The sequence below is a fragment of the Sporomusa intestinalis genome (assembly GCF_055383785.1).
In genome coordinates, this window is the sequence record NZ_AP042390.1 from 4991417 (window position 1) to 5011737 (window position 20321).

Consider the following 20321-nt stretch of genomic DNA (forward strand, 5'->3'; position numbering starts at 1 on the left):
CGCAGCTTTGTTGTATCAGGTTTATTTATTGTCTTTTTTTGGGCCCTGACGGCGGCAAGCCGCCGGCTCCGGGGCGGTCCCCGTCTCACCGGTAAGTTCCTCCGCGGTCTCAAACTGCGCCGCCAGGGTTTGCAGCTTCCGCTTGCCTGCGCCGGTCTTAGCCGGCGAAATTGCGGCGGCTTTGCTGTTCCCGCCTCTGTGCGCCACCAAAAAGATTACGGAAAACAGCGCCACAAAACCCAGGCCGGCAAACAGACCGGCCCCCTGCCCGGGAATGGACGGCATACTGACAATAATCAGCACTATACTCGCCAGGGCGATTAACGAAGTGGCCGGAAAGCCCGGCAGCTGGCACCTGCCCTCCGGCGGGCATCCCTGCCGCTTGCGCAGCTTATAATGGGTTAGCAGAATCACCAAATAAGAGAATAGCAAAGAAAAACCCCCGGAGCTGACCAGAAAAAGGTAAACCTGGGCTGGCAGCAATAAGCCGATTCCCAGCGCTGCCAGCATCGAGAAGCCGGAAAAACCGATCCCCTTATAGGGTATATCGCCTTGATCCTGCAGCCAGGCCGGGGCGTGGCCCTCATCCGCCAGGGACCGCAGCATCCGCCCCAGGCCGAACATGGCCGCCAGCATGGTGGAGAGAATAGCTGTTACCAGCACAATATTAATGATATTGCCTGCCCAGGCAAAATTCCAGCTTGTCAGGGCCGTGACCAGCGGGCTTTGCGCCGGCGTCAAAACGGCTGTCGGCACCAGCAGCAATAACGCGGCAATGGCGGCCACATACAACCCGGTTAAGCCAAAAACCGTATAGGTAATAGCCCGGGGCACGGTTCTCCCCGGTTCAGCGGTTTCCGAGGCCGCCAGCCCGATCACCTCAAAGCCGGCATAAGAGAACATTACAATCAGCATACTGCCGGCCAAACCGGCTATCCCCCCGGGCAGCAGGGGCTGAGCGGCCACGGTGCCGGTGCCTGCCGCCCGCAGACCCGGCATGAGTCCGCTGACAATTGCCAGGCCCAGAATCACAAAACCAACAATGGCAATCAGCTTGATCGCGGCCAGACCGCTTTCCAGTTTGCTCAACCGCTCGGCCCCAAACAGGTTGAGCACGGTGACAATAACAATAATAGCCGCGCCCAGCAGCGGCAGGGCCAGGCCCGGCAGCCAGCCCCGCAGTAATTCCGATACGGCAATGGCCTCACTGGACATTGCCAGCACCAACCCGGTCCAGTATACCCAGCCGACAACAAACCCGGCCGCCGGCCCGTAGGCTTGTTCGGCAAATGTGCGGAACGACCCTGGAGCCGGATCGGCAACCGTCATTTCCGACAAGGCGTATAAAATCGCATATACCAGCGCGCCGCCGGCCAGATAAGCGATAATAATGGCAGGGCCTGCAGCCCGGATGGCAACGGCAGAGCCGAGAAAAAACGAGCCGCCAATCACTGTTCCCAATGCCAGCATGGTTAGCTGCCAGGCCGTCAGACCTTCTCCGTGGTTCTTCAAAATACCCCTCCTTAACAACCTGTAGCGTATATATCAAGTATCTGCGCAGAACAGGTATGTTATGAGTGGAGTATGGCTTACTTATTAATCAGGCAAAAAAAAGAGCCTGAAACAGGCTCTGCCGGTACTATACATAATATTTTAGTCTGAGGCCTAAGCGGCAGTACCAATTAGTCCGGTTGCTCACAACCAAAATCGCTACTAGTACATTGACACAATTAGAATTTAGGATACAACCATTTCAGTTTATCTCTCGCATTATCCGTTGTAAAGTGCCATGAAACATTCTTTGCAGAAGCGTTGCGCCGGCTTTGCCAAGCTCCGATTTGTAGCTGCAATTGCCCCATATCAGAAATTCTCCGATTCAAGCACTGTTTTGTCATGGCACTAAGTTCTATTTCTGCAATATTGAGCCAGCTTCCATGCTTTGGAGTGTAATGTATTTCAAGCCGCTTGGCCAGCTTTAACGCAACCTCTGGCGGGAAGGTTTCATAAAGAGAAGAAAGCGAGTGGGTATTTAGGTTATCCATGACCAAACGAATACGTTTTGCCTGAGGATAATGAACTTCCAAAAGTTCTTGAATTTGCAATGCCCAATCTTTTTTTGTCCGGCGTTGGGTTGCCTGAACCTGTCGCCATCCCCCCAGCGGTTCGGTGAATATGAATAGGCAGCAGGTGCCCTCTCGCGTATATTCATAATCTTCTTTGTGGGCTTTTCCAGGACTCATGGAAAGCGGTTTGCGTTTTTCTCCCAACAGCTGATACGGTTGTTCATCCATGCAAATCAACGGAATTTCCTCATCGTAGGGCAAGGCATATACCTCTAAAATATCTTCCATGCGCGCAACAAACTCACCGTTGTACTGGGGTGGAATGCACCACTGCTTTTTCAGGTGAGGCTTAAGTTCAGTTTTTTTAACGTCCGTCTCACGGTTTCCCGGCTGGCTGTAGGGACTATGGAAAGCTCAATAATCTTTTCTGTCAGCAAGCGGACTGTCCAGCGTGAATAGCCTTTCGGTGGTTCTCCGCAGGCAAGCGCTATGATCCGTGCTTCTTTTTCGCCCGTCACTATGGCGGCCCTTGGGGGAGTTTGCGACTTCTTATACTGGAGGGCATATTCTATGCCATGTTGGCAATAATCCCGAACCGTGTGGTACACCGTTACATCACTCACCCCGCATCGCGCAGCTATTTCCGCTTGGGTAGCGGGCTTACCTACGCTTTCATCTAACAGCAGCAGTACATTGGCTCGTTTCTTATATCCTGCTGCTGTCTTTTTACTATTTAGTATTTCGTTGACTAATTTTTTCTCTTTTTCGCTTAACCGTACAACATATTTCTTGTTCATTTCTATACCTCTATCTTTTTTCTCTCTAAGGTATAGTTTAATGCTAATATCTAATTGTGTCTATATACTAGTGTCTTGGCCATGTTATATTTTAGTTTTAGGGCGAGACAAAATGGCCAAGGGCAAGGAAGCACCGACGACGCATACTGGAAGGGGTCTGCTAGGAGGGGCTGACGCCGCCATTGGCCATTTTGGCCGTCATCAAACTAAAAAGATAATGTGGTCAAGACACTAGCTGACCTGACCGTGCAGTTCGCAGGCTTTGGCGTCGACAACGCGATTGCGCTCATCCACCATGACCACAACCGGTTTTATTTGGCTGGCCTCCTGTTCACTCATCAGCGCATACGTAATAATAATAACCGTGTCACCAGGCTGCACCAGTCTGGCCGCCGCGCCATTCAGGCAGATGATGCCTGAGTTTTCCTTGCCGGTGATCGTGTAGGTCTCCAGCCTCGCTCCATTGTTATTGTTAACAATCTGCACCTTTTCCCCAGGCAAAATATGGGCTGCCCGCAGCAAAGCCGCATCAATGGTAATACTGCCCATATAGTTTAGATTTGCTTCCGTTACAGTAGCCCGGTGAATCTTCGATTTCATCATCGTTATAAACATCGGCTTCCTCCTAAGTATGGCTGGGGCTCAGAATAATATTGTCAATCAGCCGGGTCGCGCCAAACCTGACGGCAACGGCAAGCAAAACATCCTCATGCAGGACAGTTATCTCCTCCAGGGCAGGAAAAGAGTACAGCTCCACATAGTCCACTTCAGCCTGGGGCGCCGACTGGATATGCTGCCGGACGGCTTCTTTGAGCGCCGCCGGATCCTGCTCGCCGGCTGCAGCCATCTCCCGCGCCTTATGTAAGCCCTGACTAAGCACCAGGGCGGCCTGACGCTGCTCCCTGCTTAAATACACATTGCGCGAGCTTTTGGCCAGACCGTCCTCTTCCCGGACAATGGGCACCATGACGATCTCCGGGGCCATATTCAGATCACGCACCATCTTTTTGAGGACAATGACCTGCTGCGCATCCTTTTGCCCAAAAAAAGCCCGGTCCGGCTGCACTATGTTGAATAGTTTCATGACGACTGTGGCCACCCCGCGAAAATGCGTAGGCCGCGACCGCCCGCACAGCTTGTCGGTTACACCGGTTACTTCCACCCAGGTCCCCCATCCGTCCGGATACAACTCCCGCGCCGCCGGGTGAAATACCGCGTCCACACCGGCTGAACGGCAGACCGCCAAATCTTCGGCCCAGGTGCGCGGGTAAGCCGCAAAATCCTCATTCGGTCCAAATTGGGTGGGATTGACAAAAATACTGACAACTACAATATCACAGGTCTTTCTGGCTTGCTGCATCAGGGCCAGGTGCCCGGCATGAAGGGCCCCCATGGTAGGGACAAAACCAATACTTTTCCCCGCCCGTCTGGCGTCAGCAGCCAAAACCCGCATGGCCGCAACGGTTTCAACAATGGTAGCCATATTCCACTCTCCTATCATAATGGGTAAATAAAAAACCTTCCTGCCCGCATAAAGATATACAGACAAGAAGGCCTACTCCACCTGTTGAAGCTCACCCGTCTAAGTCCATAAGGATCCAAGCGGTACGGAAAATGCTTTATTTACCGTTAGTAACAGCCTTCGACAGTATGACCCCGGGGGTATCATCCATCGTAACGGCCGGATTGTATTCATGTTACTATAAAAATCGGGCGGTGGCAATAAAATTCTTAGCCTGCCTGTTTTTTTCCATTATCATAGGGCAGGGGGATATATTGAACCGAGGGACGCTGCTGAGCCGGCTGCGGATATAATTCCATAAGTTCATATACCTCCAACGGCATTTCATCGCAAACAGAAGGCAATTCCATCTCCCGCAATTTTTCACAAGTAATCGGGTAATCATGGGTCCAGCGCCCTTCGGCCAGCATCTTCGCCAACTCCCGGGCTTTGTCGGCCGGCATCTTGTCGAGCAGCAGGGTTTCGACAAACTCCTGTACCTGCCTGACGGCTTTTGCCGCCATATCGGCCAGAATCAGGGTATTGTCGTCAATGCGGTCAATGTTCTTTTGCTGGACGACCTTTAGAATCGAGGCCGCCGGATACTGTCCCAGCTGCGGGTCCACCGGGCCTAAAACGGCATTGGGATCGAGAACAATTTCATCGGCCGCCAGGGATATCATCGTGCCGCCGGACATCGCATAATGGGGTACAAAAACGGTAACCCTCGCCCGGTGCTGCTGCAGGGCTCTGGCAATTTGCTCAGAAGCGAGCACCAAGCCGCCAGGGGTATGCAGTATTAAATCAATTGGCATATCAGCCGGGGTCAGCCGAATGGCCCGCAGAATATGCTCAGAATCCTCCACATTAATATACCGGCTGATCGGGATACCGAGAAGGCTGATTGCCTCCTGCCGGTGAATCAGGCTGATAACGCGGGAGTGCCGCTTCTCTTCAATTTTTCGCAGCAGGGTTAGCCGCCGCACGGCAATACTGCGTTGCTGCAGCATCGGCAACACGGTAAACGACAATAAAACAATCCAGATTATATCAGTAAAGCCAAAATTCATCCAATCACCTCTTTTTACGACATGTTGCTAGATATATTAGACTTTGGCTGCCATTTTTCCTGCAACAGCAAACGGTGGCGATTAAGGCAGTTTTTTACTGCTAAATTTGTTGCTTGCATATACCAGGAATTTAGATCCCGAAAATATGAGACACTAACAATAAATAAGGAGGGATTTAAATTGGAACGAAAAGCAGCCAAACGTAAGCAATTGAGCCATCATTTTCGTCGTAAATATAAACGCTACGCCGCCGCTCTGGCCGGTGCCGCCATTATGACCGGCGCCGCCGCCCTGCCAGGTATCCCGGTTGCCCAAGCCTTTGCCGCTGAAAGTCCCTCATCGGCCCCGGCCGCAACCTATTCAACGCAGGATAAGAATGTAAAAACAACCGTGAAAAAAGTGTATGCTGAAAAAAACCGGCATAAAGACCGCAACGGGCCGCCGGGCCGCGGCTGGCATGAGCACAGGCACAGCTGGCCAGGCCCTAATGAAAACCAGGCCTGGTATCAGGATGGAAAGATTTATTATCGCGGTGATTCCCGCAATAGTGCCAGCTATTACCGTTCCGACTATGCCTATGCTGTCAGCAATCCGGTCGATGTTGTAAAAAGCGCGGCCACGCGCTATGGGTTCAACCGCTATACAGATTCATTCACCCTGCTGTCCCGGACAAGCAACAGAGCCATCGTTGAAGTAATTAAAAGCGACACAGGCCAAATATTTAATATGGTTCTGGAAAGAACCAATAACAATGACTGGCGGATTGTAGGCACACTGGCGAGATAAAGAAAACACGGCTGCACCGGGCCTTTGGCGAAGGTGCAGCCGTGTTGCCTTATCTACTTTGCTGTCCAAGAAAACTATCTGGTAGTACGCTGATCTGCACCTGCCATTCCCCGCATTGCTAGATTATTATTTTTTCTGGGCTTTAATCTGCTCTAATAGACCGCTTTCTTGCAGTGTTTTTTTCAGTTTCTGACTTTCGGCAATCCACTTGGCTTGTGATTCTTCGGGACCTAAATATTCGACAGGCATACCTATATTATCCATATTTTTCTTAAATTCTGGATCAGCAATGATGAGCTTAAACCTTTCTGCCAGCTTGTTTTTAACCGCGGCTGGTATTTCTTTTGGCGCAGCAATGCCATGCCAGTTGTTTAACGTAATATCAAAGCCTTGCTCTTGAAATGTCGGTATCTGTTCAAACACCGGATCGGGGATGCGATGGTCACTGGATACGGCAAGGACTCTTACTGTGCCATTTTTTACATGCTCTTTAATAGAAACGGGGTTAATAAAAATAAGTTGAACGTGTCCCCCTAATAAGGCAGCAGTCATTTCACCGCCACCGGAAAAGGGAACATGATTAATTTTGATACCTGCCTCATAACTGAACATTTCCCCAAGGACATGGGCAAATGAGCCAGTACCACCATGACCCAGCTTTATGGCTCCAGGATGTTGGCGGGCATATATTATCAACTCGTCCAGTGTTTTCCAAGGCTGATCAGTTCTAGCTACTAATACGATTGGCAGTGATGCTATTTGCGCAATAGGCGTTAACGCCGTCGGATAATTATACGTTGTCGATTCATATAAGGAAAGCAATAGCATATCAATACTAGCTATGCCAAGAGTGTAACCATCCCAGCTTGCTCCAGCCAATTCATTCCATCCAATAACACCCGCACCGCCGGGCTTATTTATGACAACCAAAGGCTGTCCTAAATGTTGGAGAGACACTTTTTCCAGGGAACGTGCTGTCATATCCAACCCTCCGCCGACACTGAATGGAACAATTACAGTAATAGGCTTCTCAGGATATTTTTGATTTTTCGCAGGTATTGCTACATGTTCAGTTTCGCTGCAACCCCCTATTATAATAGAAACAACCAAAAGTGATATGGCTAATAATACACTCACTCTTCTCCGCACTGCACGTCCCCCTATTTTCCAAAGTAATTATTGATTTAGACGAACCATAAATAAATTATATGGTAATTTCCATGTCATAAATTGTCATTTAAAGCATAAAATAAAAAAACTGTCGTAATTAAACAACAGTTTACTATCATTTATCATACTTTATATAAAACCATATTCCGGCAAACAGCCCAGCCTGCCCCTACTTCCCCCCTTACCATAGCCGTCTGCGGCAGTAAGGGGGGATCTATTTTAAACGGAATATTTTTTTAGCCAGTTTTGGCAGCTGGCAAACCGGGTTATTCCCTGTTCCAGCCACAGGATTGCTTCCATCACACCCCCGGCGATGGCCAGAGCCTTATCGGAAATGGTGAAACAATGTTCCCGGCAACAACGGGGATCAATATCCCCGATTTTCATACGGGAGAATACCGGCAGGCCATCGTGAAGCAAACCGCGGAGAGTACCGGCGATGGGGGCGAATACAGGCTGTCCGTTAATATAACCGACAATATCGCCGGCGCTTACGTGCTCGCCAATTGCCTGCGCGCTTTGAAAAATACCATTGGCACCGGCCCGCAGAACACGCTCGGCCGAATAACCGCCTATATTGCCGGGAATCCCGGTATTCGGCAGGGCGGGACGGTCGGTCAGCACCCGGCCCAAATCGTGGCCGCGCATGGTTTCGATAACAGCGTGAACATCCCGGCCGGGGATAAAGCCAGGGCCGACGCCAATGACGACCGGCGCATGGCTTAGTAATGTGCCGGTATTTTTTTTGGCGATAATGGCATCAACTACGACCCCGGGAGCAAGAGCAGCAATACAACTCCTGTCCGGGTCAACCAGTACAGGAATCTGCCGCCGCCGTATCGTTGCCGCGGCTTCAGCTAAACCAGCCCTGACAGCCGTAATACCTTCTACTTCCGCCCGGCCATCGTAAACAGCCTGGGCAAAGGCGACCGTACGGCGTACTGCTGTCGGCTGGGCGAGTTCAGTCATGGCGATGGAAAAACCACTGCGAAATAAGCGACAGGCTATGCCTGTGGCAATGTCGCCGGCACCGTGGATAACAACAAGCCGGCAGGCAGGTATTTTGGCAATAAGCGTCAAGGTCACGCCTCCTCTTGGCCATTTGCACCCGGATTACCCCGGCCATCACGGGCCGGCGAACAAGGGGCTTTCACTTTAGATGGCAATAATAAACAATGTATTGCAAGTATCATGCCACTGTCCCCTAGTCGCCGGAAAAAGTCGAAACCAGCTGGAAAACCAGCAATTCCGGTATTAATTTAGCCGTATTTCCCCTAGCCATGCAAAAGACTTATTTCAAATTTGAAATATACTAATGGCAACATCTTATCAGGCCGGCTTTATCCTATTTCATTTATGCAATAGTTTTTCAAAATTGCATTACTCCTGCGTGAAGCGCAGGAACGCTGATTTTTGCTCGCTACAGGCGAATAAATTGTCCCAGACTGCCCGCAGCGCGGGCCGGCAGGCGAGGGATTGCAGGCTAAGTGGCAATAATATTGTTTTCCCGCATTTTTCGCCATAAGGTGGTATTGCTGATGCCAAGCCGCTGGGCCGCACGACAGCGGATATTCCGTTCCTGCTGCAGCACGCGCAAAATAGCCTGCTTCTCCGCTTCCCGCAAAACGGCTGCCAGATTTTCCTCATCACTGCCTTTAGTTTCATTGCGGTTCATTAACGCCGGATAAAACTTCGCCGGCAGATGATGAACCTCCAGCGTATCTTCTTCGGCCTGCACCATATTCAGGGCACTTTCAATGCAATTTTGCAATTCCCGAATGTTGCCTGACCACGGGTAATTTTCAAAAATATCATAGACGGCCTGTGCTACCCGGCTAATGTTTTTACCTAAGACCGGATTGTATTTGCCAATAAAGTACCTCGTTAACAGGGGGATATCCCCGGCCCGTTCTTTCAGCGACGGAACGCGGAGCTCAACGACATTAATCCGGTAGTACAGATCCTCGCGAAAACGCTTTTCTTCTATTAACCGGGATAGGTTCTTGTTGGTGGAGGAAATAATGCGGACGTTGACAGGAATGGGTTTGGTACTGCCGATGCGGGTAACTTCCCGTTCCTGAATCACCCTGAGCAGCTTGGCCTGTAAATCCCAGTCCATCTCGCTGATTTCATCCAGAAAAACGGTTCCCCTATCGGCCGCCTCAAAAACGCCGATATTGCCGTGCTTTTTAGCGCCGGTAAAAGAGCCGTCCGCATAGCCAAATAAATTTGCTTCAATCAAAGTTGACGGCAGAGCGCCGCAATTAATGGCGATAAAGGGGTGATTGCGCCGGTCGCTGAGGTTATGTATTGCCTGGGCAAACAATTCTTTGCCGGTTCCGGTGGCTCCATAAATCAACACGGAGGAAATCCCCTGGGCGACATAATTTACGATGGTTTTGCATTTTTTCACAGCTTCGCTTTCGCCGATAATATCAGACAGATTGTATCTGGCATACTGAAATTTCTTGACCTCTTCCAGCAATTTCTGTTTTTGCGATACCATCATTTCATTATTGAATCCCAGCCCGTACTTCTCCGTGAGGGGAATCCGCACCGCCGTTACCCCCTGCATAGTGATAGATTCACCGATGACCGGCTTTTGCGTCTGCATGGCTTCATAAGCGGCCTGACTGACTTTGCCGATGAGCCTCTCACTTCTCTTGCCGGTGTAATCAGCAGTCTCCAGCCGCCGGCCGCTGTGATCAAACAATACGGCATCACCACCGGCTACCCGGGCAATCATCGGCAGCGCTTTCGACAGTGCTTCCCGCAGTTTCGCGTCCCGTTCCACCCGCTCGACATTGCTGCAGCAAAGTACATACTCACCAATCGGCAGAGCCCAGGCTTCCGCTTCCGCCACAAACGGGGAAGGGCCCACTACCGGCATTTGCCGCTCCCCGGCCTGTCTGGCAATTTCGTCTACCCCGCCCTGATACTGCCGCATCTCCCGCCCCTGTGAATCAACACTTTTCAGCCTTCGTCCCAGTTGATCGGTAACAGTAGCAAAGTCGCCTGTAATACGGGCAATAAAAGGCAAAGCCAGACACAGTTGAGACAACAGTTTGTTATTACCCATAATTTCACCCGCCATACTGTTCTTGTCCTGCAAATGTATGCCCAGTCAGTACAATCCACCCGCAAATGCGGCCTGGAGGGGAATGATGCCGAATTCACCGTTATATATTTGGCTGCAATGAACTAAACCAGTTGCTTACCCTATAGTATAAGTGTAAACTTTATGTTAAAAAAGTGAATTTTTATAATGAAATGGTTGCAAAAAAATCATGTAATGCGGGAAAAGGGAAGTGATTGATTTGACAATTTGGAAATACGAGGTTTTCAGCGCGATTGTCGCCTCAGGCAGTATGGCAAAAGCGGCCGAATTGCTGAATTTATCACAATCCGGTGTCAGTCATGCCCTGGCCAGTCTGGAAGGCGAATTCGGGTTTCCCTTACTGACCAGGGATCGCTCCGGTGTCAGCCTGACCAGCAATGGCACCCAGGTGTTGCCCCATATCCGGCAAATTCTGCATTACAACGAACGGCTGAAGCAGGAAATTGCCGACATTGCCGGCCTGACTGCCGGCACCGTGCGGATTGGGACATTTACCAGTGTGTCTATGCAATGGCTGCCCGAAATCATCACCCAGTTCCACCACTGTTATCCGGCCATAACCATCGAATTATTGGACGGCAATTATGATGAAATTGAGGAATGGATAAAAAATGGGGCCGTTGATTTCGGCTTTGTTTCGCTGCCCACCATGAAACTATATGAAATCATTCCTTTAAAAAAAGACAGGCTGCTGTGCATTCTCCCGGCCCAGCACCGGCTGCGGCAGCAAAACATAATTACCTTTGCCGATATGAAAGAGGAGCCGTTTATTGCCACCAACTGGGGCAGCTATGATGAAATAAAACGGCTTGTAAGCGAGCATAACGTGAAACTGAAGATACAATATGAAGTAACAGAAGCCCGTGCTATTATCACCATGGTCAACAACGGCCTGGGCATCAGTATTCTGCCGGAAATGACCCTGTTACGGTCAGCAGACACTGTTCATACTGTCTGCCTGGAACAATCGCCCGCCCGGACAATCGGTATAGCCGCCCTGTCGCTAAAAAATAGTTCTCCTGCGGCCAAAAAGTTTATTGATGCTATTAAAGCCTGGTTAACCAAACACAACTTACTGGACTTTTAATAAAGAAAATACGGCTTGCGCCGGGCCTGTGGCGAAAGCGGATGCCGCTGCTGCCCTTATCCAGGGAAAGTTAACCTTTCGGTCAGGACAAGCAAATATAGGTGCCAAATCCAGTTTCCTGTTAGCGCCTTAGGCCGTCCTGCAAAAATCGCCGCCTAATCGCCAACATCAATATTCAGTTGGCGGGCGGCCGCCTGTGCTGCCGCCACCGACGGCATGGCCTCTTTGATAACCAGGCACCCGCCGCCTCTGTGTAACGCAGCAATCATTGCAGTTTTGCCTGTTGCATAAATAGTAACCCGCTGTACTTGCGGTGCACAGCTTTCCACAATTTCTATCTTCAGGCCGGAATTAAGCACCTGGTCCATAATGTCCCGGTATAACCCGGCATTGTCGGTGGCCGCACCATGTACCGCCGCCATTAGGATGCCGGGAATATTTATCCCCCGCCTGGCAAACAGTTCCGGATACAACTCGATTTTCACGCCGGTAATTTCGCCTTGCACCAGTGCATGGGCAATTCTCGCTATACCTGCCGGTGATCCCACAGCCTGGCTGCTGCCGCCCACAACCGCGTCACCAAAAGGCCTGATGATGGAACCGGCCTGATCGACCAGCATGCGGGCCTCCGCCCGGGCCTGGGCAAGCGTAGTGTGGAAACGTTCGGTATCGCGCGCTTTTATGGCCGGACTAATATATTGTTCCACAGCCTCATTGGTTTGGAAGAACGGTTCCAGATAACGGCTGACGATGGGCGCAACCTTCCTGGCCGACAACGGCTGAGCCGCGGCCGCCAGCGCAATCATGACATCAGGCGGCACGCTGACCGGGATGGTTGTCTTGACTACCAGATTGGCCGCCAAGTGGCCGATCAAGATGCCGCCGCCTAAATGCGCGGCGCCCAGACCGGAAACCATAACCCGCGGCGTACACGGATTGGCAATGGTCGGTGACAAGACCAGCGTAACCGCCTGCCCCACCTGGCTGGGAGTGGCATCCAGCATCTCGGCAATCACCGCCGCCGTGGCGGCCGCACCGGCACCAAAGCCCTCCATATTACACCCGGTGGACGATTTGCCGGCCCGGAAAATGCAGCCAATTTTTACGATCAGGGCAGCCAGCCTGGCTATCTCCTGTTTATCCGCCAGTGAATCCAGCAGCGTTTTTACCAGGCCGGTATACGTACAGGCGGCGTCACCGGTGCCGGCACAGGGCCTTAGCCCCACCACATGATTGCCGACCTGGGCGCTCAGGGTATACTTCAAGGCCTTATTGACAAACTGGTCGTCAATTAAACATACCTCCTGATCTGCCAGGTCCTGCCCCACGGTTCCCATCAGCAAACTTTTGCCGGAAGTCAGGCCGATTTCCATGGCATACAGGTTGTGGCTGAAGGCGGCCATAACGGCAGAGCCCACTTCTTCCCGGCTCATTTTATTGGTTGCCATGGCTTCTTCGATAACGATGTCACTGACCCGCACCTTCAGCTCATTCGCCAGCTCAATGCACTCCCCCAGTGTCAGACGGCCGAGGGTATATCCCTTTTTCTCCACCGCATCACACAACGTATCCATATATTACTCCTCCTGTCCGCACCAGCCCGCAATGCGCCGCCACCAACACACCTTAAGCCTTGACACTGACTCCGGCCCGGGCACTGCCGCCCCGCCTATACCGCCGCACCTGTCGCGGCTTCTCAATTGGCGGCCAACAAATCAGCCCTTCCCTGGCGGCCGTTTAGCCGCCAGGGCTGCAGGCTGTTTTCGGGGTGTAACCAGACTATGCCTAAGACTAGCCCCCGGCTGTTGCCAGGAGCCGGAGGGTGCACCGCCTAGGCAAGCAAACCGTCGCGATAGGCTGCTAAGTAGTCCCCGCAATACTCATCCTGGTCCAGCAAGGCTCTGGCCGCATAAATAACCCCCATCATGCCCGTGTCGGTCGGATTCAAGATATAGCCATCCATTCCCAGAGCCATTGTTTGCACCACAAATAACCGGTTCAATATTTTACGGGCCGGCAAGCCAAAGGATATATTGCTCAGACCGCAGGCAAAATGCACCTGCGGGTATTGTTTTTTAATCAGCTTAATCGTCTCTAACACCTCTGTGCCCGCCCCGCTGACTACGCTGATTGGTTTTACCAGGGGATCAAAATGAATGTCGCCGGCGGGAACACCAGCAGCCGTAAGCTTGGCATAAAGACTGTTTACTACCCGCAGCCGGTCTGCGGCCGAATTGGGCATCCCGGTATCGTCCATGCACAGAGCCACAATTTTGGCTTTATAGGCAAGCACCAGGGGCAGAACTTCAGCAAACCGTTCTTGTTCATCGGTAATGGAGTTAATCATCGGCTGACCGTACTTGGCAAGAGCCAGGCCGGTTTCCAGCGCCCGTGGATTTGGACTGTCAATGCAGAGCGGCGCTGCCACGGCTGCCTGAATGGTGTTGACCAGCCATGCCATGATTTCCATCTCGTTATGGACTTTATTGCCGCAGTTTACGTCCAAATAGGTAGCGCCTGCTTCCATCTGGGCCAGCGCCACCCGCTGGATGCACCCGGCGTCCCTCTTGTCAACAGCCTCACTGATTTCCTTGCGGCTGGTATTGATCAGCTCACCGATAATGATCATGGTGTCCCTCCTTGTGGTAATGAATTGTACCGCCTGTCCTTAGCCAACCGTCATCTGCACGGCAATTTCCTTGGCGGCGATGGCATCGGCGCAATACGCATCAGCGCTGATTTCATCGGCAAATTCCTGGGAAATGGGGGCGCCGCCGACTAATATCTTGACTTTGTCCCTGAGTCCCGCTGCACTGATGGCGTTGATGGTATCTCTCATGGCCATCATAGTTGTGGTCAGCAGGGCCGATAAGCCGATAAACTGCGGTTCATGCTCTTTTATGGCTTCGACAAATCTCTGCGGCGAGACATCCACGCCCAGATCAATTACTTTAAAGGAGGAACTTTCCAAAATCAGGGTCACTAAATTCTTGCCAATATCATGCAGATCGCCGGCCACTGTGCCGATGATAAAAGTGGTGGTCTGCCTCGTGCCGGCATTATCAGCTCCCAGTAAAGGTTTAAGCAATGCCATCCCGTTGCCCAGTGCCTTCGCTGCCCGCAGAACCTCAGGCACAAACATTTCTCCGGCCTTAAATTTGGGCGCCACGATATCCATACCGCCAAGCAAACCCTTATTAATAATTTCGTCGGCATTGGCACCACTGTCAACTAAGCCCTGCGTAATGGTTGTAACGCCTTTTATGTCTCCTTTGAATACAGCTTCCGCTAATTTATTGAATTCACTCATTGTTGCATTCCTCCTGAAAAAATATAGTTAGTCTTCATAGTAGATCGTTTCGGCTCTTGCCAAAGCACCGTAAAATTCATCAAGCACTTCTTTGTCGGTCTCTTTTGTCATATAGCTAACTACCACCATCAGCACGGCCGAAGCCAGCATCCCGAATACTCCGTACCAGCTGTCGCCCAGGCCATACTGATAGGTAAGAATTACACCGATAACACCGCCGACAGAAGCAAGCAGGGCGGCCGGTGCGGTGGCCCGCCGCCAGTAAAGGGCGGCAACCAGTACCGGAAACATCGGCATGACCAGGGCAATCGCAAACATAATCAAGGTCCACATCAAATCAGGGGGGTTCAGTGCCAGCCACAGGGCCGCCAGGCCTAAGGCGACAACAGCCAGCCGGGCCAGTGTGATATGAACATTGGGGCTGACTTGAAGTTTTAGCAACCGGTTAAGAATGTCCTCCGAGATGATGGAGCCGGCAACCAGCAGGTGCGAGGTCGCCGCCGACAGCCCCTTGGCCAGCGTGCCCCAGATAAATACGGCCATAAGCACGGCGGCAAAGCTGGCGGCCTGGGGCGAAATAATTTTAGTGATTAGCATGGGAATAACCAGTTCGGTGTCGCCGCCCTTCAAGCCCGGCACCATGGCGATGGCCGCAAACCCGATAAACATGGTTCCAGTCCATACAACAGTCTGCAAAAACGGTTGGAAAAACATCAGCCGGTGCTGGCCTTCCATGCTCTTGCCAAAGTATCCGGCCCGGATGAAAACGTCAGGCAGCATAATCGTCCAGCCAATGGCGCAGGCAATGGGATAACCGAAGCGGGCCGAGTATGGCACCCATTGTTCCGGCCCGGGATAAGAAAACCAGGAATTGGTGTTTTGCCAGACACTGGCGACGGCATCAAAGACATTGCCGCCAAAACCGTAAGCAATAGCGCTGATGCCGATTGACCATAAAGCCAGCATGAAGATCCAGGCCTGCACCGTAGCCGCCCAGGCTACTGATTTTACACCACCAAACGGAATGAACAAGAGCGCCGTCACACCGACAAAGACGACGGCACTGGTCTCGGAGATCGCGCCCTGGGTGGCAATGGCGGCCGCTTTGCCGCAGGCAATATAAATAGCCGCAGCATAAGGCATGGACACACAGAAGAAGACGACGGCCAGTACCAGCCGCAGGGTCGGACTCCGGAAACGGTCGACAAAGATATCGGCCTGCGTGGTATAGTTCCTTTGGGTATTCAGTAACCACACTTTATTCATTACAAAATAGGTGAGCACCGGGAACAGCGGAATATAACTCATTTCGGACATAAAATATCCAAAACCGCCGCGATAATAACCGCCTGGCCCTGCAAAGAAAACCCAGGTGCTCATAAGAGCGCCAATATAGGTCATGCACAATACAAACCAGTTGATCGTGTTGCCGGCCGTGTAAAAATGCCGGGCTGATTTATTTTTTTCGCTCCACCAGGTATAAACCCCAAAGGCAATTAGGGCTCCCATGTAGATAATATATAACGCCCAGGTTGTGGAAGCGGATAACATTTACATCCCCTCCCTGGAACCCGCATCGGCATTGCTGACGGCAATGTCCGCAGATTGAGGGGGAATCCGTTTCAGGCGCCGTTGCCTGCTTAGCAATGCCATACCGCCATACACAACAATCCACAGCGGTATAATGGTCAGTGCGCCGTGCCAGAGGGCGGCATTTGCGTCTCCGTAGGCAGGGAGCCCCGGTATATTGTACAGGGTGAAGAATAATACCGTGAGTCCCAGCCACCATTTTTCCGTCTTTTTATATGGTTTTTGCATACTTGTCCCTCCTTTTACTACTGGCCGCCAAGGAACAGCCATATCGCCCCGCTTATTTACCCACAAGCTGCCTGTCAGCCTGCCTGATAATCTCATCCATCTGCCGCAGCACTTCGCCGGCGACAGCGATCGGCTCATAGTTTTCCTTAATTGTGCGGTAAACGTCTTTGGCCCGCGCCAGCATATCCTTGCTGCCGGCCTTTACCCAGTTGGGCCGGGAGTCGCGGTTAAAGGTCGGCAAGCGCAGAGAATCACGGAAATGGTCAAACGTATGATCCATATCAACAAAAGATTCTTTGCCGGTTAAATTCATAATTTCCTGCCAGGCCAGCAGCTCATCACTAATTTCTAAACCACCCAGCATTTTTTCCGTCATGGCAAAAATATCATTGTCAATAATGAGCTGGAGCGGACTAATCGTTTTTGCCACCTCCAGCTGGCCGGCACCGCCCAGAACCGAGGCGCCGGCCAGGGCCAGCATATGGGTAAGGGAAGTTCTTTCCGCTATGCACTGGCCGTCCAGGACAAAGCTGTCTGTCCCGCTGCCGTAACTATGGGCCGGAATATTGTATCCCTCTTCAAACAACTGTATGGCTACCATCCGGCCCAGGGTTGTTTCAATTGGGGATTGGAGGGTATAGGTTGTCAGCATGTCCATGGCAAACAACAGCGGTGTGGCAATAACCGGCAGCCCCGGAGCAATAAGCTGAGCCACAATAATCTGGGCCATCACCTCGGTGGAAGCCAGCAGCGCTATCCCCTGCGGGGTAACCGGCGCGTTGGCCCCGGCCGCCGGCAGGGAGCACGGCTGGATGGGTACGCCGTACAGGCAGCTTTGGTAGAGAGCTTCCATATCCATATATTTGTACTGGAACGGGGGCACCGAACAAGTAATAAAACTGATAATCGGCCTTTTTCTTAACTGCTCTTTGCCGCCGGCCCGGGCCGCCGCCAAATCAAGCAGGTATTTCACATTGGCCGCTTCGTAAGGCTGTACCCAAATATGTTTCTTGCTATGTTCCAATACCGTCCGGAGCGTGTGAATGTCTACGGCTTCCCCCGGAACCGATTTGCCGGAGGTGGAGGGCAATGCGCAAAAATAGATATGCTCCAGGGAATTAACCAGTTGTATCCACTCGGTTACCTCCTCCAGCGTAATATTGTGATAATCGCCGTTTTCGGTAAGGTAGTTCATGCCCCCGGTGCAGGTTCTGGTGTAGAATTTCCCCGCAGGCAGAGGAAAGGTTAAATCATATTGCGGGTCCGGAGCGGCCAGGGTAAAATGTTTTGGTATGCTCTGCAGGGCCCTGGCAATTACAGCTTTAGGAAACTTTACAGTACCTGAAGCCGGTTCCACTTCAGCCCCGGCATTTTGCAGGATTGCCATAACCTGCGGATGGTCAATTTTAATGCCTTTAGTCGATAAAAGGGTTTCGACTTTCTCTTGCATGACCTGGATTTCATTTGGAGTTAGAATTTTAGCGGTAAGCGTTTGAGCCATTTTTATTAATACCTCCTAAAAGTTTTGTCAAGCATGTTGACTTATTTTTTAATACTGCATCAATCATGCCAAAAATTCTGACAATAACTAATCCCGGAACAAAAGACTGCCAAAAATAGCTTGCGCTCACCCCCCCTGCTTTTTTTCTCAAAGCCTTTTTAACTATTGGCTGCTACCTCATTGCAACCGCCCTCCCTGTCATACCCCCACTGCTTACTGGACAGCAACTGATACTAATAGATACTTTTTTCCAATTGTTTGCCGTCATATAAAAGCCTGACAAAACTATATAACGCAATATCTGTGCCAACCAGTTATTTCCCCGGCAGCAGCCGAACCAGACCGGTCTTTTTATCTTGACAGGCATGCCAAAAACACCGTTTATTTGTAGTCAGCTGAGTGTATATCCAGGTAAATTTGTCTGCCAAACTATACTTCTACACCTTTGAATTGTATAAATAAACTTATACAATTCGAATAAATATATTTGTCTATAATACACAATTTTTTCGATAATACACCTGAAGCAAACTATTTTGACTATTTTGTCTTTTAAGATATACAAAATAAACTAATGCCCTTTATTTAAACGACATTTTATATGCACACCAATGTTTGTACAATACGATTTTGAATAGGCAATAAAAAAATACATTCAGGCAGCTCCCGGCAAGCTGCCCTGAACGTATTCAACAAACAGTAATTTTTTTCAATATTGAAAGAATATTGGCGGTATAGCAACAGCAATTGAGTAAAATCAGGCAATTGCAGTACTTTCGAGAATGAAAGGATGTTGCATTCTTGAAAGTGCCGCGCCTGCCGGCGTTTAATTTAAATTGAACCTATTGTATTACAGCCTTTTTGCGCCGAAATGAGTCCTCTGGAAAAGCAAAAGCATTACACTGGAGACAAATGAGGAACCTAAGACGCAAAGCCCTTATTATGCCTAGAAAAAAAAGCAAGCCCTATAGGTGAAGCGCGGGGACGGAAGCGCGGGGACGTTCATTTTGCTTCGCAAAAATTAAAATAAATGACGAAGCAAAATGAGCGTCCCCCTGCTTCCCAGGCGCCATTTCAATAGTAAAAGGCTGTCGGCGCCAATCAACAACAATTGAGTGAAATCAGTTCATTGCGGTACCTTCAGGCATAAAAGATACTTTCATGCCTGAAGGAATGTTTAACTGCCGGGTGACAAGTACATTTAATTGGCAAACCATCAAAATAAACAACGATGAAAAATCTATTTACCCTGCTGCCTGTGCAGATATGGATATGGAGCCAGGCTTAATTTATAGCAAAATTTGCGTTAGTTTCTTATAGCCTGTATCAGTAAAATGAGTCATTTGCTAAACAGTTCAAGCCTGACCCCAGCTTTTTAGCGGCTTTACAGTCATTTGCGTTGGTGCTATGCTTATTATCAGGACATTTAAGGAGGGGTTGAAATCTTATGTTTGATCCAGTCGTTATTATTGCATAGCAAAGGCTATTGCAACTAAACTAATTTTTTATAATAAAATAGCCTTTGCTATTCCTGATGACAGAATTTCTTCATTTAGGAGTGGATGATGAGCTATAAAAAAGCGAAGCATATCCTGCCCACGGAATTACTTGAATTGGTACAGGAATATGTAGACGGCGAATGTATTTACATCCCCAGGAAGTCCGGTAATAAAAAAGAATGGGGAACTAAAACTTCTATCCGTACAGAATTGGCACTTAGGGATAGGCAAATTTATAAAGATTACCAGACCGGAGATAATTCGGGCTATCTGTCGCAAAAGTATTTTCTATCTTTGAAAAGTATTCAAAGAATTATAAGACAGGAAAAAAGGAAAGGCATTTAAAATGAGCCGGTACAGTTTACAGGACTGTACCGGCTCATCTTCTTTTATCAATAGTGTTTAGGGTATGGCTCTTTCTCATTACTTATTACAATGTAAGTAAGAAGCCTTGTGGATAAAGATTAAAAATTAGGAGGAAGCATCTTGAAAAGAATATACGGTTATACTCCACCATTTTATACCTTCCTGTTCATCAATGAAAACCACAGGAAGGAATTACGTTCATGCAAAAGATCATATGGGAGGTGCAATATCTCTC

Annotated in this window: 19 protein-coding genes; 3 read left to right on the forward strand and 16 right to left on the reverse strand. The window is 50.2% G+C overall.

What is annotated here, in order from left to right:
• Positions 1–21 precede the first annotated feature (21 nt).
• The 6 genes from ACZ481_RS23240 to ACZ481_RS23265 all read right to left on the reverse strand — a co-directional run bounded on the left by ACZ481_RS23240 (position 22) and on the right by ACZ481_RS23265 (position 5431).
• Positions 22–1512, reverse strand: a complete 1491-nt coding sequence (locus ACZ481_RS23240) for an amino acid permease (RefSeq protein ID WP_464767716.1) — start codon at positions 1510–1512, stop codon at positions 22–24.
• Positions 1513–1730: 218 nt separating this feature from the next.
• Positions 1731–2405 (reverse strand): IS630 family transposase, encoded by a 675-nt coding sequence (locus tag ACZ481_RS23245; protein WP_464770648.1) that lies wholly within the window; start codon positions 2403–2405, stop codon positions 1731–1733.
• On the reverse strand, positions 2402–2860 hold the full coding sequence (locus ACZ481_RS23250) for a helix-turn-helix domain-containing protein (RefSeq protein ID WP_464765965.1): 459 nt from the start codon (positions 2858–2860) through the stop codon (positions 2402–2404). The genes ACZ481_RS23245 and ACZ481_RS23250 overlap by 4 nt, the downstream gene beginning before the upstream one ends.
• A 231-nt stretch (positions 2861–3091) precedes the next feature.
• Entirely contained in the window at positions 3092–3475 is a 384-nt protein-coding gene (gene panD, locus ACZ481_RS23255) for an aspartate 1-decarboxylase (protein ID WP_464767717.1), read from the reverse strand.
• Between the two features lie 10 nt (positions 3476–3485).
• Positions 3486–4343 carry a pantoate--beta-alanine ligase gene (gene panC, locus ACZ481_RS23260; protein ID WP_464767718.1) on the reverse strand — a complete coding sequence of 286 codons (858 nt, stop codon included), beginning with the start codon at positions 4341–4343 and terminating at the stop codon, positions 3486–3488.
• 248 nt (positions 4344–4591) lie between these two features.
• Positions 4592–5431: an SDH family Clp fold serine proteinase gene (locus tag ACZ481_RS23265; protein WP_464767719.1), complete on the reverse strand. Its 840-nt coding sequence runs from the start codon at positions 5429–5431 to the stop codon at positions 4592–4594.
• Positions 5432–5611: 180 nt separating this feature from the next.
• On the opposite strand from ACZ481_RS23265, the gene ACZ481_RS23270 reads away from it, so the two are divergent.
• Positions 5612–6217, forward strand: coding sequence for a hypothetical protein (locus ACZ481_RS23270; RefSeq protein ID WP_464767720.1), 606 nt, complete (start codon positions 5612–5614; stop codon positions 6215–6217).
• A gap of 126 nt (positions 6218–6343) precedes the next feature.
• Here ACZ481_RS23270 and ACZ481_RS23275 read toward each other — a convergent pair whose 3' ends face one another.
• The 3 genes from ACZ481_RS23275 to ACZ481_RS23285 all read right to left on the reverse strand — a co-directional run bounded on the left by ACZ481_RS23275 (position 6344) and on the right by ACZ481_RS23285 (position 10466).
• Positions 6344–7309, reverse strand: a complete 966-nt coding sequence (locus ACZ481_RS23275; RefSeq protein ID WP_464770685.1) for a Bug family tripartite tricarboxylate transporter substrate binding protein — start codon at positions 7307–7309, stop codon at positions 6344–6346.
• A 297-nt stretch (positions 7310–7606) separates the two neighbouring features.
• Entirely contained in the window at positions 7607–8467 is an 861-nt protein-coding gene (gene yqeB, locus ACZ481_RS23280; RefSeq protein ID WP_464767721.1) for a selenium-dependent molybdenum cofactor biosynthesis protein YqeB, read from the reverse strand.
• A gap of 403 nt (positions 8468–8870) precedes the next feature.
• Complete coding sequence (locus ACZ481_RS23285) at positions 8871–10466, reverse strand: sigma-54 interaction domain-containing protein (RefSeq protein ID WP_464767722.1); 1596 nt, start codon at positions 10464–10466, stop codon at positions 8871–8873.
• 229 nt (positions 10467–10695) lie between these two features.
• Here ACZ481_RS23285 and ACZ481_RS23290 point away from each other — a divergent pair, with 229 nt between their 5' ends.
• On the forward strand, positions 10696–11592 hold the full coding sequence (locus ACZ481_RS23290) for a LysR family transcriptional regulator (protein ID WP_464767723.1): 897 nt from the start codon (positions 10696–10698) through the stop codon (positions 11590–11592).
• A 155-nt stretch (positions 11593–11747) separates the two neighbouring features.
• On the opposite strand, the gene ACZ481_RS23295 is transcribed toward ACZ481_RS23290, so the two are convergent.
• The 7 genes from ACZ481_RS23295 to ACZ481_RS23325 form a co-directional block, all read right to left on the reverse strand.
• Positions 11748–13166: a hypothetical protein gene (locus ACZ481_RS23295; protein ID WP_464767724.1), complete on the reverse strand. Its 1419-nt coding sequence runs from the start codon at positions 13164–13166 to the stop codon at positions 11748–11750.
• Positions 13167–13423: 257 nt separating this feature from the next.
• A complete protein-coding gene (locus tag ACZ481_RS23300) occupies positions 13424–14221 on the reverse strand; it encodes a methyltetrahydrofolate cobalamin methyltransferase (RefSeq protein ID WP_464767725.1) in 798 nt (265 codons plus the stop codon).
• A gap of 39 nt (positions 14222–14260) precedes the next feature.
• Positions 14261–14902 (reverse strand): corrinoid protein, encoded by a 642-nt coding sequence (locus ACZ481_RS23305; protein WP_464767726.1) that lies wholly within the window; start codon positions 14900–14902, stop codon positions 14261–14263.
• A gap of 27 nt (positions 14903–14929) precedes the next feature.
• Positions 14930–16453: a sodium:solute symporter family protein gene (locus ACZ481_RS23310; RefSeq protein WP_464767727.1), complete on the reverse strand. Its 1524-nt coding sequence runs from the start codon at positions 16451–16453 to the stop codon at positions 14930–14932.
• Positions 16454–16720, reverse strand: a complete 267-nt coding sequence (locus ACZ481_RS23315; RefSeq protein ID WP_464767728.1) for a hypothetical protein — start codon at positions 16718–16720, stop codon at positions 16454–16456. It lies immediately after the preceding gene.
• 52 nt (positions 16721–16772) lie between these two features.
• A complete protein-coding gene (locus ACZ481_RS23320) occupies positions 16773–18221 on the reverse strand; it encodes a trimethylamine methyltransferase family protein (protein ID WP_464767729.1) in 1449 nt (482 codons plus the stop codon).
• Positions 18199–18372, reverse strand: coding sequence for a hypothetical protein (locus tag ACZ481_RS23325; protein ID WP_464767730.1), 174 nt, complete (start codon positions 18370–18372; stop codon positions 18199–18201). Before ACZ481_RS23325 ends, ACZ481_RS23320 begins: the two co-directional genes overlap by 23 nt.
• A gap of 1411 nt (positions 18373–19783) precedes the next feature.
• Between ACZ481_RS23325 and ACZ481_RS23330 the strand changes: the two genes are divergently transcribed.
• Positions 19784–20065, forward strand: coding sequence for a CD3324 family protein (locus tag ACZ481_RS23330; protein WP_464767731.1), 282 nt, complete (start codon positions 19784–19786; stop codon positions 20063–20065).
• The last annotated feature ends 256 nt before the right edge of the window (positions 20066–20321 follow it).